This window comes from Chryseobacterium lathyri, assembly GCF_030812195.1.
Classification (GTDB): domain Bacteria; phylum Bacteroidota; class Bacteroidia; order Flavobacteriales; family Weeksellaceae; genus Chryseobacterium; species Chryseobacterium lathyri_A.
Genome location: NZ_JAUSSF010000003.1, coordinates 273,615 through 289,382, shown reverse-complemented (window position 1 = coordinate 289,382; position 15,768 = coordinate 273,615). Strand labels below are relative to the sequence as shown.

17 protein-coding genes are annotated in these 15,768 nt (G+C 37.5%); 13 read left to right on the top strand and 4 right to left on the bottom strand.

What is annotated here, in order from left to right:
• The first annotated feature begins 4 nt into the window (after positions 1-4).
• The 6 genes from J2T03_RS16450 to J2T03_RS16425 all read left to right on the top strand — a co-directional run bounded on the left by J2T03_RS16450 (position 5) and on the right by J2T03_RS16425 (position 3,922).
• Positions 5-628 (top strand): hypothetical protein, encoded by a 624-nt coding sequence (locus J2T03_RS16450; RefSeq protein ID WP_307212719.1) that lies wholly within the window; start codon positions 5-7, stop codon positions 626-628.
• Between the two features lie 11 nt (positions 629-639).
• Complete coding sequence (locus J2T03_RS16445; protein ID WP_307212717.1) at positions 640-1,350, top strand: hypothetical protein; 711 nt, start codon at positions 640-642, stop codon at positions 1,348-1,350.
• Between the two features lie 8 nt (positions 1,351-1,358).
• The gene (locus tag J2T03_RS16440) at positions 1,359-2,150 is read left to right on the top strand and encodes a hypothetical protein (protein WP_306843559.1); all 792 of its coding nucleotides are present in this window, start codon (positions 1,359-1,361) and stop codon (positions 2,148-2,150) included.
• Between the two features lie 62 nt (positions 2,151-2,212).
• Positions 2,213-2,995 (top strand): hypothetical protein, encoded by a 783-nt coding sequence (locus J2T03_RS16435; RefSeq protein ID WP_306843561.1) that lies wholly within the window; start codon positions 2,213-2,215, stop codon positions 2,993-2,995.
• A complete protein-coding gene (locus tag J2T03_RS16430; RefSeq protein WP_307212714.1) occupies positions 2,995-3,555 on the top strand; it encodes a LemA family protein in 561 nt (186 codons plus the stop codon). Before J2T03_RS16435 ends, J2T03_RS16430 begins: the two co-directional genes overlap by 1 nt.
• Positions 3,521-3,922 (top strand): hypothetical protein, encoded by a 402-nt coding sequence (locus tag J2T03_RS16425; RefSeq protein ID WP_307212711.1) that lies wholly within the window; start codon positions 3,521-3,523, stop codon positions 3,920-3,922. Before J2T03_RS16430 ends, J2T03_RS16425 begins: the two co-directional genes overlap by 35 nt.
• 87 nt (positions 3,923-4,009) lie before the next feature.
• Here the strand turns inward: J2T03_RS16425 and J2T03_RS16420 are convergent, their stop codons facing one another.
• The 3 genes from J2T03_RS16420 to J2T03_RS16410 form a co-directional block, all read right to left on the bottom strand.
• The gene (locus J2T03_RS16420; protein WP_307212709.1) at positions 4,010-5,536 is read right to left on the bottom strand and encodes an endonuclease; all 1,527 of its coding nucleotides are present in this window, start codon (positions 5,534-5,536) and stop codon (positions 4,010-4,012) included.
• 334 nt (positions 5,537-5,870) lie between these two features.
• Positions 5,871-6,398, bottom strand: coding sequence for a DUF4136 domain-containing protein (locus tag J2T03_RS16415; RefSeq protein ID WP_306843566.1), 528 nt, complete (start codon positions 6,396-6,398; stop codon positions 5,871-5,873).
• Between the two features lie 5 nt (positions 6,399-6,403).
• Entirely contained in the window at positions 6,404-6,583 is a 180-nt protein-coding gene (locus tag J2T03_RS16410; RefSeq protein ID WP_040998584.1) for a DUF5522 domain-containing protein, read from the bottom strand.
• A 40-nt stretch (positions 6,584-6,623) separates the two neighbouring features.
• Between J2T03_RS16410 and J2T03_RS16405 the strand changes: the two genes are divergently transcribed.
• From J2T03_RS16405 to J2T03_RS16375, 7 genes are all read left to right on the top strand, one after another.
• Positions 6,624-6,950 carry a hypothetical protein gene (locus tag J2T03_RS16405; protein WP_307212704.1) on the top strand — a complete coding sequence of 109 codons (327 nt, stop codon included), beginning with the start codon at positions 6,624-6,626 and terminating at the stop codon, positions 6,948-6,950.
• A gap of 186 nt (positions 6,951-7,136) precedes the next feature.
• Positions 7,137-8,045 carry a 1-aminocyclopropane-1-carboxylate deaminase/D-cysteine desulfhydrase gene (locus tag J2T03_RS16400; RefSeq protein ID WP_307212701.1) on the top strand — a complete coding sequence of 303 codons (909 nt, stop codon included), beginning with the start codon at positions 7,137-7,139 and terminating at the stop codon, positions 8,043-8,045.
• A gap of 16 nt (positions 8,046-8,061) precedes the next feature.
• On the top strand, positions 8,062-9,123 hold the full coding sequence (locus J2T03_RS16395) for a glucosaminidase domain-containing protein (protein ID WP_307212700.1): 1,062 nt from the start codon (positions 8,062-8,064) through the stop codon (positions 9,121-9,123).
• 75 nt (positions 9,124-9,198) lie between these two features.
• Positions 9,199-10,482 (top strand): glutamate-1-semialdehyde 2,1-aminomutase, encoded by a 1,284-nt coding sequence (hemL, locus tag J2T03_RS16390; protein WP_307212698.1) that lies wholly within the window; start codon positions 9,199-9,201, stop codon positions 10,480-10,482.
• A 374-nt stretch (positions 10,483-10,856) separates the two neighbouring features.
• Positions 10,857-12,191, top strand: a complete 1,335-nt coding sequence (locus J2T03_RS16385) for an amidohydrolase (RefSeq protein WP_307212696.1) — start codon at positions 10,857-10,859, stop codon at positions 12,189-12,191.
• 70 nt (positions 12,192-12,261) lie between these two features.
• Positions 12,262-13,104 carry an AraC family transcriptional regulator gene (locus tag J2T03_RS16380; RefSeq protein WP_307212695.1) on the top strand — a complete coding sequence of 281 codons (843 nt, stop codon included), beginning with the start codon at positions 12,262-12,264 and terminating at the stop codon, positions 13,102-13,104.
• Between the two features lie 82 nt (positions 13,105-13,186).
• Entirely contained in the window at positions 13,187-14,425 is a 1,239-nt protein-coding gene (locus J2T03_RS16375; RefSeq protein ID WP_307212692.1) for an amidohydrolase, read from the top strand.
• Between the two features lie 143 nt (positions 14,426-14,568).
• Here J2T03_RS16375 and J2T03_RS16370 read toward each other — a convergent pair whose 3' ends face one another.
• A complete protein-coding gene (locus tag J2T03_RS16370) occupies positions 14,569-15,768 on the bottom strand; it encodes a hypothetical protein (protein ID WP_307212689.1) in 1,200 nt (399 codons plus the stop codon).

Here is a 15,768-nt window from a genome sequence, read left to right as displayed (position 1 = left end):
AAATATGTTTATACTTTTAATCATGTCTCTCTTTATATCATGCAGTAATGCAAAAAAAGACCTATCCAATGTTCTTTTCCCCGTAAAAAAAGAAAATATTTTAAGCGGAATCGACTATACGGAGAAAAAATCTATATTAGATAAAAGCCTTACCGCCTATCAGGTGAAAGATATGAATGCTTTTATATTGTATGGACAGTCTTTCACAAATGAAATTAAAAGTAATTCTGCAACCTATGCAGGAAAAAATTACCTTGAACTTTTAGGAGATTCAAAAAATATAAACGGATATAAAATCCATCTATATACCCCGAAAGAAAGTGAAGAGCTGGAAAAACTCCTTCTTGAAAAACTTGGGAAACCTGCTTTTGATAAAGGAAACGAAACAGAAAGAAACATCATCTGGGAAACTTCCGGAAAGTTATATATTCTGAATAACGGAAATGCCGAAATACAAGGAGAAAAAACAAAAGAATCGGATCTATTATGTTTAAATACTAACTTTACCACACTGATCATTAATGCTACTCAGACTACAAAATATTCGGAGTACTTAAAATTCAGGATAAAAAATAATAAAAAGGTAGAAAATTACCCGTATAGTATATACAATAAAGAAGAAAACTAAATAAAAGTTGAATGAAAAAGATCGTTATATGCCAAATTGTTTTGAGCTTTGTTCTTATGAACTGTCAGGAAAAAGGAACAGGCAAATTGGTTTCCCAGACAGCCAGTACCAGTGTTGCCAATAAAACAGAAAATAGCACACAGGGAAAAATGGATTTTAAAGATCTGAAATTCGGAACCAACGGGGAAGATTTCCTCAAAGGAATTGGCTTAACGGCCAATGACAATGCTTCAGGCGATTTTAATACCTCAGTGGATTATGTTGAATTTCAATTTCCAAAAGATAAAAACCTGAACCTGTCGTTATTTAGTAATACACTGCAGTCTGCTACGGACGATGTTTCCGTTTTTTATTCAAAGAATGATAAAAAAGTATGGTGCTACGAAATGGTATTGCAGAACAATCCGAATACAGATGCCATTCTGAGTGCTATTGAAAAAAAAGCAGGCCATAAGGCAGACTTTTCAGATAAGAAGGTAAACACCAAAGAAAGGCCGATCTTCCTGGATGAAAACGGAGAATTCAAAACAGATCACATAGAAGAAACAATACAGGTTTGGGAGGATAAAGAAGCCAAAACAACTTTCTTCACCATCCACACCGTTAATCTTTCTAAGAAACCTAATGAAAATACATTGAAGATCTTTGCTTTAGATAAAACCAGCCCGAAATATAAAGAATGGATTTCTTATCGAAGTCTCGATATGTTTTATAATAAATAATAACAATAATGGCTAAAGAACCTTATTATACCATTGATTTTACTGCTGTTTACTGCAAATTCGAAATTCTGGTGAATGACATCCCCGTTATTGCCCTGGAAACTGAAGGACAGATGTCTCCCAATGTTCCTGTTAATTTTGGAATAAGCAGTTCCGGTGAGCAGAAAATTGAAATTAAGCTTCTGCCGGTCGCAGGAGAACAGTATATAGATTCAAGGACAGCATTTCAATACACCGTTAAGTTATTTGACGTTTTTAATGATAAGTTTGTCCATGAAAAAGATTGCGGTAATTTTCAGTTTTCAGAAAAAGAGACTGCAAAGAAGCTGCCTTCATTACATCACAAATCGTCCTTTCAGGCTGAAATTCCTTATGAAATGATAAAATGGGAGCAAAGCCGTGATCTGCTGTCAATTTCAAAAGATAATTCTTACCTTGCTGCCAAACTGGATTCGGCATACAAAAAAATAAGCAGTCTTATCAGCTCAAAACAATATGAACCTTACTTTGAAATGATAAAGAATCGTGAAAAAAATATGGCTTTATCCATGTATTTAAGCGATGAAGATGCAAAAGCAAGACTGAACAGCTTATTAGAAGATTTTAATAATGGCTTTAAAATGATGCCGCTGCAGGAAGATAGGGTTTTAAAAATCTATGGTAACGGAAAACTGGCCACCTATAAAAAATTAAATGGGGAACCTGCATTTTTCCTTTATAATCAACAAACCGGTGAGGAGCTGATGCTGGAACTGATGTTTCATATCCCACAGGGAAAAGAAGAATTTGAAGTCATTTAGAAAAAAGAAAGAAATGCCGGAATAATATTCAGAGATTTTACTGGGTGTTCAGAGCAAAATATATGGGAGTTAAAAAAGGTAGACCATACATCGTATATATCATTTTAGGAATAATAGCCGCATGCTTTATTTATTTTATTCTGTGGATAATTTTTAAAGATAAAATGCCGCTGCATGAATATGCTTTTGAAATTGCCAATAATTATGATGCCTACGCAGCAAAGGCTGTCATTCTTATTCCTTTACTGATTTTTGTGCTCATTTTTTTTACCTTCATGAAACCTACGGCTGCCAAACGTTTTTTACGGTTGCAGTCATCGCTGCCGACCTCTAAGATCCATTCCGTGGCAAAAGGTCTGGCAGAGATTGAAGGAACTCTGATCATGAAAGAGCCGCTGACCTCTCCGGTGGATCATGAAGTCTGTATCGGATATTACTATACCATAGAAAATATCAGCAAAGATTCCGATGGCAGGCTTTCATACACAACCGTTCACAGAGAAACACAATGCAATGCCTTCCTGGTTACAGATGATACCGGAACGATAGAAGTAGAGCCGGATAAAATTGAATTTGTTTTGTTAGGAGAAACCAATGTGAGCAGCACCAACAGCAAAAGATATACAGAAACCCTTTTAAAAAATGGGCAGAAAATACTGTTGGTAGGCTATGTCGATTCTAAAAACGGAGTACCTTTCATTAGAAAAGATGAACATTATAAAGTCCTCGGAATTACATCAGCATCAGGAATCAATGTTTGGAACAAATATCAGCCATTGCTGAGGTCGTTTATATTTACCTGCTCCATCATCCTTTTAATAATTATTTATATACTTACACAATAATGAATCAGACGGTCGCTATCATATTACTTATTTTGCTGGGAGTAGTTCTCATCAGCTTTTTGATCAATCTTTATAATAAGCTGGTCATGCTCAGATTTAATGTTGATAAAGCCTATGGTAATATTGATGTAGTCCTGAAGCAGCGCGCAGATGAAATTCCCAATCTGGTTACTGTTGCCAAACATTTTATGGAATATGAAGAAAAAATTCTTGCCCGCCTTACAGAGCTCAGGACATTTTATAATAACAGTACTGATGCAGATAAAAGAACCGAGCTTGCTAATGAGACTTCAAAAGCACTTTCTTCATTCTTTGCTGTTTCAGAAAATTATCCTGAGCTGAAATCCAATACTAATTTCCTTGAACTGCAGAAAAGGGTTTCCGAACTGGAGAACAAAATAGCAGACAGAAGAGAATTTTTTAATGACAGTGTGAATCTTTATAATATAGGGATTCATGAATTTCCCAATGTTATATTGGCGAAAATGCTAGGATATAAAGACAAAACTTTACTGGAGGTAACAAATGCTGAGAAACATTATGATGGGGTTCGGTTTTAAGACCTTTTTCGGATTAGAAGACAAAATAGCTGATTACCCGGAGGTAACCATTTTCGGAGCTATGTTTCTGCCACTGCTTCTGCTTGTTCCAATTGCATTGATAGGATGGATCTTCAGAAAGCTTAAATTCAATATGTACATCATCCATGTATTGTTGTATACGCTTATGTTTACATTTGTACTGGGATCTCTTGCCATGCTTATCCTTTTTTTTATTACCGATAAAAATGGAGTAAAACTAGCCTATTGCTGGCTTACGGTACTCGCAGGAATGTTCTTTTTCAGCATGATTAATGCCAATACCATCACCAAAATGTTTACCGATTGGTCTAAAATAATTAAAGAAAAAGACAACGCCAGCAGATAAATCATTTTATCTTTCTTAAATCAATACCATATATAAAAAAGCCGGCTCAAGAACATTGAGCCGGCTATATATTTTCATTAAAACCGTTTACTTCACAATAAACTTCAAAGCAGACTGGTCAAGCTTTAAAATATAAACACCCTGTTCAAGATTTTTTATCTTAACAGAGTTTCCGTTTTTAAAAGGACTGTCAATTGTCTGAAGTGTTTTCCCCTGAAGATTAAAAATCTCTGCTTTTTTAATATTTTTGGTATCACCCTTTACAAAAATTTCCTGTCCTGAGATTGGGTTAGGATAAACCTGAAGCTCCTGAACCATATTTTCCTCTGCCGATATTCTTAGAGCTTGTTTAGCCGTTCCTGAATAACACGTCCACTTAAGATCATCAATAGCCACTCTGTTGCTTGATGAGGTGTTAACAAGACTTACCGTAACATTTCCGGAGATATTGATATTATTGATGGTTGTAGTTGCAGCAGTAGCACTGTAAGGTACAGTTCCTACTGTTGTACCGTTTACTTTTACATCAAAAGTTCCACTGGTTCCGGAAAACTTAAGCTGTGTTGTTACCGTAAGTGATCCGATACCGTTCGCTGAACTTCCCGAAGTTAAAGAACCGCTTCTTACCGTAATAGCCTGGCTGTTGATGGTCTGGTCAGTTCTTGCGTCTGTAGCAGTCCATGAAATGCCACTGCCGGTCCAGGTTCTCGTTAAATAAGAAGAACTGCTGGCAGTAGGAATTGTTCCGAATGTTTCATTGATGCATTCCGTCCCTGGAGTAGGGGTTCCCGGATCAGGAGTTCCCGGACTGGAGCCCCAGATCTGACCTACATAACTAGGATTGTCTATAAAAGGATTTCTATTCCCCTGAAAAGTGTAAGAGGCATTATTTCTATTGATCTCAGCTTGTGAAACAGGATCCTGATTGTGCCATGCCAGAAGAACATTCAGCTCCCAGGTCTGTAGTCCGGGAAATGTTGAACTGCCCAGCATATTACCAGAAGAAAAAGTAGAAAGCTTGCTCTGGTAACGTGTTACAAAATAAAAGATCATCCTTGCTACATCACCTTTAAACTCGTCAATCGGTTCAAAAACAGTTCCTGCATATCCCGAAGATGAAGAACTGCCAAGCTTTGAGCCGTTTTGAGAAGTAAATGTTGCGGTACCTACCTTTCCGAACGGATAATTGCTTCTCATCCCATTTACCTTTCCGTCGGTAGCCCTGATGAAATGTATATCCGATACCATGGGAGCAGACTGGCTGAATAAACTCTGAGGAACAATATGCTCCCTGTTGTAGCAGTTTCCTTCTACAGAATATGTGCCACACTGGTTAGTGCCCGGAATGTATTTATAAGGATCGGCTCCTGAAGGTTTCTCTGAATAGATATCCATGATCGAGCCATCGTTTTCATAATTTTTGTCGATGTCTGTGGTTTTGTAAGCGGTCCAAAGTCCACTGTACCCTTTGTCCTGATGTCCGTTTGTAATGATAGAACTTAATGCCGTTTTCAATGCTGCACCACTCAGTCCGTTTGCTGAATTGTAGTATCCTGCAGGAGCCTGGGCATTGGCAAGCCCTGCTATTACAGTAAATAAGATAAATTTTTTCATACTAATAAAATTTTTGTAAGAATACTATATTTTCACGAATAAAAAATTACATTACTGTTAATTTTAACATGTAGAGCATGCAGTTTTTGTAGAGAGCCAGATTGTTTTCAACTCTGCAGTCAATAAATTTAATAACAAATAATTTCAGCGAGGGGTTCCAGTTCTGGACTTTTTTGTTCTTTTGTTTCCAGATAAAAGGACGGATAAAAGAAATTGAGAAAGCTTAATGTTTACAAAAAAAGGTAAGGAAACTTTTAATATTCTTTTGGATAAAAAAATCCGGAACAGAAAAACTGTGCCGGATCTAATATGTTGATAATTGATTTAAATAATCTTATTTTCTCTGAGGAGGATAATTTTTCATAATCTCAGCCATGATCTCAGGAATCTGTCTTTGTTTAGATCTTGGAGAGTCCACGGAAATTCCGCTTCCGATTCCCTGCCAAACCAGTTTATTGGTTTTAGAATCGATGAGGTCAACGATTAATGCACCTTCATTATAATTGCTGGTCCATGTTCTGCTCATGCCAACCCCCCATCCGAAAGGACCACCCCAGCCCCACATTCCATATGGTGAACTGTTGTTGATGTCTGTAATCTTTTTATGATTGGCTTTTACATTAACGATCAGATCGGGATTTTCTCCGGACTGAAGCCCCTTGCTCTGAAGTTGTCTTGATAATTCGTTTAAAACTCTGTCTTTATCAATGTCATTCAGTTTCAGATCGTCAATTCTAATTTTATATGTTTTATAAGTCGTAAAATTAGCTGTTTCAGCATAATCCGAACGTACTTGAAATGGACTGCACGATGTAAGGCCTAATGCAGCCGATGCTAACAAAATAAAAATATATTTTTTCATTTTATTTATTTTTTTTTATCGTTTTTAATAAATGTATCAGTCTTTTTATCGTACCCGTAAGGACAATGTCTGCATCCGCTTTTACAGCAATATCCCCTTTTCAGATGAAATTTTTCTGTAAAAACTTTATACCCCTGTTCATTATAGTAAAAGTCTTCACCTTCTTTGATGTCATATTGGGCCATAAGTTAAATCTCTAAGTCAAAAAACTTTATATTTGTTAGTATGATAATTATATGCCAAAAGCCATTAAAAAAATTAAAAATTAACGGCATTGCTCTTTTTCCCTTTATCTTCATTAGGAAACCCGAAGATAAGGAAAATAAAGTACTTATCAACCACGAAAAAATCCATTTAAGACAGCAGCTGGAAATGCTCGTTGTTTTCTTTTATATTTTTTATGTCATAGAATATTATTACTGGCTTTTCAAACTGAAAGACGGATTCCTCGCCTATAAAAGGATCTCGTTTGAAAAAGAAGCGTATACAAATGAGCGTGATTTGGGCTATCTGAAGAAAAGAAAATTCTGGGGTTTCAGGAAATATTTGTAGGAAAATGTAAACCTTAAAATTCAATAGGGATGGGCTTTAGCCCACCTGTAAAAAATCATCTACATTTCATCGGCTTTAGCCAAAACCTAAAATAGAATCCAATTGTCACAAAAATTATTGATACAAGTTACAATAACCAAATCCAAATCTTTTACTAATTTTGCAGATAATAGTTAAACAACAAAAATGCTATTAAAAGCTCCGGCAGAAACTATTCCCCTTCAGGAAATACCTGTTAATAAGAATATAACACTCTTTATCAAAAGAGAAGACCTTATTCATCCTCAAATCTCAGGGAACAAATACTGGAAACTGTTTTACAACATCAATACCTATCTGGAGAAAAATCCTGAAAATCCTTACATCATTACTTTCGGGGGAGCATTTTCCAATCATATTGCTGCAGTGTCTGCTACGGGAAACCTGTCCGGTATTCCTACACTGGGAATAATAAGAGGAGAAGAACTGGAAAGCAAATGGCGTGATAATCCTACACTGCTTTTGGCGAAAAGAAACGGAATGAACCTGAAATTTGTGACCCGTGAAGAATATCGTCATAAAGAAATATTAACTGAATTTCTGCATAAAGAATTCCCCGATGCTCTGGTTATTCCCGAAGGTGGTACCAACGAAGAAGCTGTAGAAGGGATTAAAATGATGCTAAACGACCAAACAAAAGATTTTGATTATCTTTGCACCGCGGTAGGAACCGGAGGCACAGTTGCCGGTATTGCCAAGTTTTGTGAAGAAGATCAGAAAGTTATAGGATTTAAGGCCGTTGACGATGCTTCACTCGGGAATAAAATTTTAGAATTAACTTCAAGGCAGAATTTTAATCTAATAGATTCGTGTTTTGGAGGTTATGGTAAAATAAAAGATGAAAACATCCGTTTTATCAATGATTTTAAAGAGAAGTACGGTATCCCTTTGGAGCCGGTGTATACAGGAAAAATGATGCAGAAAGTTTTCGAACTGATCGATGAAGGATACTTTCCTGAAAACAGCAGGATTTTGTGCTTCCATACCGGAGGATTACAGGGTATTGAAGGAGCCAATCTGCTTTTGGAAAAACAGAATAGAAATTTAATTATATAAGTAAAAATTGAAAAACATGAAAAGACTTTTCTCAATCATAAGCCTTTTAGTTTTATCAAAATTCTCAGCTCAGGCTTGGGCTACTGAAGATCAGTACATTCAAAAATTCGCTAAATATGCGGTAGAAGAAATGGAAAAATACAGAATTCCGGCTTCTATTACATTAGCCCAGGGTCTCTTAGAGACCGGAGGAGGGCAGAGCAGACTGGCTCAGGAAGGTAAAAATCATTTCGGAATAAAATGTAAGGAAGACTGGACAGGAAAAACCATGAAGCACACAGATGATGCTCCCAATGAATGTTTCCGTGTCTATGACGATCCGAGGCAGTCCTACGAAGATCACTCTATATTTTTGTCCACAAGGAAATATTATGCGAATCTTTTCAATCTGAATATGAAAGATTACAAAGCATGGGCACATGGACTTAAAAAAGCAGGTTATGCAACCAATCCCCGCTATGCCTCGATCCTGATCAGTAAAATTGAGAAGTACAGATTGTATGAGTACGACGATACCAGCTCAAAGGAAGTACTGTACGCCGTTCTTAAAATGTATCCGGATCTGAAAGATGACAGAACATTCATGGCACAGCTTGAACCTTCAAAAATGATGGTAAAGAAGCCTAAAGATCCTGTTACAGTAGAAGTTCCTTATAAACAGACCTCTTATGCCCAGCAGCAGAAAAGAGTAGAAAAGATTAAAACAAAAGCTGAAATTTTAAACTCAATTCTTATCAAAAGCCATCCGAACGAGGGCTTAAGATATATTGTCATTCCTGAAGATACTACCGTTAAATTCATTGCAGACAAATTCAAGGTAAGCGAAAGCAGGCTGGCTAAGTGGAATGAGCTTAGCAGCAATGTTTTGAAGAAAAATGACATTGTTTTCCTTGAATCTAAAAACTCTGCAGGAAATACAGCTGTTTATAAAGCCGAATCCGGTGAAGATATGCATGATATCGCTCAGAAATTCGGAATCAAATTAAATAAATTATACGCAAAAAACAGAATGGACGAAGGCCAGAAACCGTCTGCTGGCCAGCTGATTTATTTAATTGATAAAAAGCCCAGAAACTAATTTTTTGTTGCAGGTGTCCGGTTGTCAGTACCTTTATTCACTGCCGGCTGTAAACCTTCAACACTCAACTAAAATATGAAATACCAAAGAAGTTCGGCTTTATTTGATGAAGCCTACAAATACATTCCCGGAGGTGTCAATTCTCCGGTTCGAGCATTCAAATCAGTAGGAGGTGTTCCTGTGTTCATGAAATCAGCAAAAGGAGCTTACCTTACAGATGCTGACGACAATACCTATATCGATTACATCAATTCATGGGGTCCTGCGATCTTAGGACACACGCATCCCGAAGTGCTTGAAGATCTGAAAATACAGGCAGAAAAAGGCTTTTCTTTCGGGGCACCTACAGAACTGGAAACAGAAATTGCAAAGTTCATTGTAGAAAATGTTCCTAATATAGACCAGATCAGGATGGTATCTTCAGGTACAGAAGCTTGTATGAGCGCTGTAAGACTGGCAAGAGGCTTCACAAAAAGAGACAAGATCGTTAAATTTGAAGGTTGCTATCATGGCCACTCAGATTCATTTCTGATCAAAGCGGGAAGTGGTGCTGCTACTTTCGGAAACCCGAATTCTCCGGGAGTAACGGAAGGAACAGCTAAAGATACTCTTTTAGCGCGTTACAATGATTTTGAGCAGGTAGAAGACCTGTTCCGTCACAATCAGGGCGAAATTGCAGCCGTTATCATTGAACCGGTTGCCGGAAACATGGGGTGTGTACTTCCTGAAAATAACTTTCTTCAGAACCTGAGAAAAATTTGTGATGAAAACGGAGCTTTATTGATCTTTGATGAAGTTATGACCGGTTTCAGACTGGCTTTCGGAGGAGCGCAGGAACTTTTCAATGTAAAGGCTGACCTGGTTACTTACGGAAAAGTGATCGGTGGTGGACTTCCGGTTGGTGCTTTTGCAGGAAGAGACGAAATTATGGACCATTTAGCTCCAAAAGGTGGCGTTTATCAGGCTGGAACATTAAGTGGAAACCCATTGGCCATGAGGGCGGGACTGAAGACTTTACAGCTTATCAAAAATGACCCTGAATTCTTTAACAGAATCAATAAAACTTCGGAAACATTAGATTTCGGGATCGGGAAGATTTTAAATGAAAAAGGAATTGCTCACAAGATCAACAGAAAAGGATCCATGATGTCCGTATTTTTCCATACCAACAGGGTTTCTAATTTTGATGAAGCAGCAGATTCCAACCATTCTTTATTCAATAACTTTTTTCACCAGATGCTGAAGAATGGAGTATATCTTCCACCCAGTGGTTACGAAACGTACTTCATCAGTGACGCAATCAAAGATAGAGAAATTGACATGACGCTTGAAGCGGTAAGAAAATTTGAATATTCTTAAGATTCAGCAGATAAAATTAATATTGGACCAGATGTATGATCTGGTCTTTTTATTTCCACCAAAAAAGTATTAAGTATTTAGAAACGACATAGGAAGTGGAGGCGTTAAGAAAATGATTTCTGTGAACGTTAAGAAAATTCTATTGTTTGAGTGCGGGATAAAGCTTCATTCTAAACATAGATGGTAACCGCACAAGTTTTAGAATTTTTAGAGAATAGAATTCGTTTTTAGCCGAGAATTCCAGTCTTGAACTTTTGTTTCTTTTGTTTCAAGACAAAGAAATTAACCATCCAATAAATCATACAGATATTGTAATAAACCATACACCTTGATCATTTCCGTTCTTGTTATTTTTGTCATAAATAAAATTGGAAATGAAGACTTCTGATAATTCGATATCCCGTAAAGATTTTATAAGAAATTCAGCGCTGGCAGCGGCCGGGCTTACTTTAATTCCTCAAATTATGGCAGCGTCACCTTTTTTAAAAGAACAGAGCATTTCGGCAAGCGGAAAGTTAAGCCTTAAAAATGTTCGTTTGGAAACCGGCTTTGAGTATGAGGAAGGAGAGGTTGTTTCTACTAAAACCGGTCTGTTTTATATTGAAATTGAGAACGGAAAAATCAAAAATATTACCCCGAATCAGCCCAATGCAAAAGCTGTGGATGCCAAAGGAATGTTGATGCTTCCAGCGTTTAAGGATATGCATATTCATCTGGATAAAACATTCTACGGAGATAAATGGCAGGCCGTTAGAAAAAGAACAGGCGGTGTAAAAGGAATGATTGCGCTGGAACAGAAAATGCTTCCGGAAATGCTGAAAAATTCAACATTTAAAGCAGAAAAGATGATTGAGCTGTTGCAGTCGAAGGGAACTTCTTTTGCAAGGAGCCATGTCAATATAGAACCGACCTCGAAATTAGATTCATTAAAAAATCTTCAGAAAGCTTTAGAACATAAAAAGAAAAGTTTTGGCGCTGAGTTGGTTGCTTTTCCTCAGCATGGCGTCTTTTATACGGATTCGGTACCTTATCTGAAAGAAGCGGCTCAGATGGATATTGATTTTATCGGTGGAGTGGATCCGTTTACAATTGATGGAACTATTGAAAAAACGATAGATTTTACCGTTCAGTTGGCTTTAGATCATAAAAAAGGGATTGACATCCATCTCCATGAAACTGGAGAATCCGGATTGAATACCGTTGAATATTTAATTAAAAAGATCAATGAAAATCCTTCTCTGAAAGGGAAAACATATCTGAGTCACTGTTTCATTCTGGCAAAACTGGATAAAGTAAAACAGGAAGAAGTCGCAGAAAAACTGGCAGAAGCCCAGATTGGAATTGTTTCTACTATCCCTTTCGGTAGTCTGGTAATGCCAATTCCCGCTTTATACAAACATAATGTAACCGTATTGACCGGTAACGACAGCATTGTAGACCACTGGAATACATTCGGTACGGGAAGCGTACTTCAGAAAGCGAATCTGATGGCACAACTGTATGGGTTTTCTACAGAATTCCTGCTTTCAAGAAGCCTGAAGCTTGCAACAGCAAATATTCTTCCGCTGGATGATAAAGGGGTGCAGCAATGGCCTAAAACCGGAGACCATGCAGATTTTGTCCTGATGGATGCCAGCTGCTCGGCAGAAGCGGTATCAAGAATCTCAGACGTAAAATCCTTAATTCACAAGGGAAACGTAGCATACTGAAATGAAAATATTTCCATCTGTCCAGATTTCTTGCATAAATTTCACTAATTTTAAGAGAAAATCAGAGCACGTGGGATATCATACAGATTATTTTCCAATCCTGGGAATTCAGGAGTTCAGCGAAAACCAGCTTCAGGGCTGTCATCTGCTGTTCAATGAGCTGCATGGGGAACGTTCCATTGATGAACCGCACAAGCATGATTTTTTTATCATTAATCTTTTTGAACATGGAAAAGGAAGTCATACCATTGATTTCACAGAATATGAAGTGGGGAACAGCCAGATCCATTTGGTTTTTCCGGATCAGGTGCATCAATGGGTGATTGAAAAAGAAACGGTAGGCTATCAACTGATGATCAGCAGAGACTGGTTTGAAAGTTTTTTGCCTTCATTGAGGTTTTCAGCTTCCTATTATCAGAATCATCCGGTTATTCATCTTTCAGAAGAAACTTTTCGGGCTTTCCTGTATGAATTTCAGGCTATCCGGAAGGAAGTGGGTGAAAAGAATGTTTTTTGGGAAGTCATTCAGAAACGGAGCGAGCTGATCGGTCTGTTGGTCAGTAAGTCGGTGGAAGGAATTTTCAAAGATTTTGAAATGTATCATTCCAATCCTATTATCTCTAAATTTTTACAGCTTATCGATAAACATTTCAGAACAGAAAGATCGGTTTCATTTTATGCGGAAAAGCTTAATATTTCTGCCAATTATTTAAATATTGTCTGTAAAAAAAATCTGAACGCTTCTGCTTCATCCCTTATTCAGGACAGGATTCTGCTGGAGGCGAAACGTCTTTTAAAAGTATCGGAAATGTCTGTAAAAGATATCGTGTATGATCTCGGCTTTTATGATCATGCCAGTTTTTCCAAATTTTTCAAAGCACAGACGGGAATGACTCCGTCACAGTTCAAATAATAATCTGTACAACACAAAGCATAATTGATACACCGGTTTTGAAGCAGGTTGGTGATAACTTTGTCCTGTTAAAAGATAAGTCATGCAATTTCCCTATCAGTTGGTCGCAAAAGAAACGTATTCACTTAAAAATGTCCGTCTCGAGACGGGTTTTGAATATGATGAAGGAGAAGTGATCAGGACGAAAACCAGCCTTTTCAGCCTTGAAATAGAAAACGGAACGATCAAAGCTGTAAAACCGAATGATCCGGCTTCTGATGCTTTGGATGGCAAAGGTTTTCTGATGCTTCCTGCTTTCAGAGATATGCATATTCATCTGGACAAGACATTATACGGACTTCCGTGGCAGGCGCTTTCACCGAAACGGAGAACGGTGAAGGATATGATAGCCTATGAACAGGAAATTATCCCCGAACTTTTAAAAACTTCTGTGGAAAGAGCAGAACAGCTCATCAGCCTGCTTCAGCATTACGGGACTCATTTTGCAAGAGCTCATTTTAATATTGATCCTACTTCTGGTTTACAGTCACTTGAGAACCTTGAAAAGGCACTAGAGCATAAAAAAGATTCTTTTAAAGCTGAACTTGTGGCTTTCCCGCAGCATGGCCTGTATTATACAGATACGGTTCCTTTGATGAAAGAAGCGGCACAGCTGAAAAGTGTAGGTTTTATCGGAGGTCTTGATCCGTTAAGTATTGACGGGAATATTGAAAAAGTAATTGATTTCACGGTACAGCTGGCTTTAGATCATAAAAAAGGAATTGATATTCATCTGCATGAAGCAGGAGAATCGGGAATGAAGACAATCAATTATCTCATCGATAAAGCAATTGAAAATCCACTGCTTCAGGAAAAAACATTTGTAAGCCATGCTTTTGCTTTGGGGCATCTTTCACCAAAAGAAACGGAAAAGATTGCAGAAAGACTGGCTGAAGGAAAAGTGGGAATTGCCTCTTCTGTGCCCTTCAGAGGAACGGTAATGCCGATTCCGGTACTGAAAAAGTATGGAGTGAAGGTTCTGATCGGAAATGATAATGTGCAGGACTACTGGAGTACCTTCGGATCGGGAAATATGCTTCAGAAAGCAAATCTGATCGCTGAACTGTATGGATATGAAACTGAATTTGATTTATCAAGAGCACTTCAGTTTGCGACTCAAAATATTCTTCCGCTGGATGAAAATGGAAAACAGCAATGGCCCAAACCAGGCGATGATGCTTCTGTTGTATTTGCAGATGCTTCATGTTCTGCAGAAGCGGTTTCCAGACTCTCCAAAATAGAAGCCCTGATGTATGGAGGGAACTTATTTTGGAGACCTTAATTGAAATATATTTTTTAATATACTTGTTTTTTGTAAATAAAGCCATTGGATTTTCTGATGGCTTTTAATGAATTTATTTGAACAATAAAGCCACCAGAAAGAATTCTGATGGCTTTTAAATTTGATATGAAGAAACTAGTTACTTATTGTAATCCTGCTAAAAGGTTTACTCCGTCTACTGTAGCCCAAGCTCCAGGAGTAAGAGATACTTTTGTAACAGTAGCTGCATTGGTGAAAGTTTTTCCACCGTTTGGAGTAAATGCATATCCCCAAACCCCAGCATTGTCAGAGTTTAAATAATTAAGAGGAGCAACAACTATTTTTCCGTTATTTACCTGATTTGTTTCTGTAGCTGCGTCCTGGATAAGTACGCTGTAAGCTTTCTGAGTCCCGATATTTTTATAACCGCTGATATAAACATTTGAGAAAATCCCAGTTCCTTGTTTTTTAAACTGGATAGCAGAGATCTCAGGAGAATTTACTGCTTCAGGGTTTGTATTGGCATTTCTGATTAAAGTGATATTTGATATTTTTGGGGCAGTATTATCAGCATTACTTGAAGCTTCGATTTCCATTCCGAAGTTTCCTGTACCTGTTTGGAATGCATACCAATTCGTATTGTTTTGTCCGCTCCAGGCATCCTGCCAGTCGAATGAATCATCATAGTTACCATAAGAGACGATGTTTTTTGCACTTACAGTACCACCGAAGAATTCATAACCGTCATCTGTTCCTTTGTAAGTAACAAGGTTTTCCAGAGTAGTTCCAGCTCCTACAGCATAGAATGTCATAGAATTGGTTTCTGAAGTTCCGTCACCGATTTTTTTACCAGCGTATTCTACACGAACAAATTTCATGGTTCCGGAATTATCATTGGCATCATTTCCTCCATAATATACATTGTTTCCATCCTCAGAAAGAGCCGATGTATTCCCATTGATAGCTTTGATAGGAGCGCTTCCGTATAATGTAATGCCACCCCAATCTCCTGGAGTTTTAGTAGATGTGGTAAATACAATAGGCTCAGCAGCTGTACCCACAGCATTGATATTGCCGTCTTGTAGGATTACTAAACCGCTTGTCTTAGAGGTTGAAACGTTGAACGTAGCACCTGCTTCAATTGTGATAGTTGCGTTATTTGTTACTTTAACGATTCCGTCTAGTGTATAATTTCCTTTTTTGAATGTGATGTCTTTAGTAATGTTACCAGATAATACTGTTGTATCTGGATTTGGTTTAACAGTTTCTTCGCCTAATCCATCATTTACCTCGATAGTACACGAATTTAATGCAAGAGTTAACACAGCTGTTAACGATAATAATGATAAAACTCTTCTTTTCAT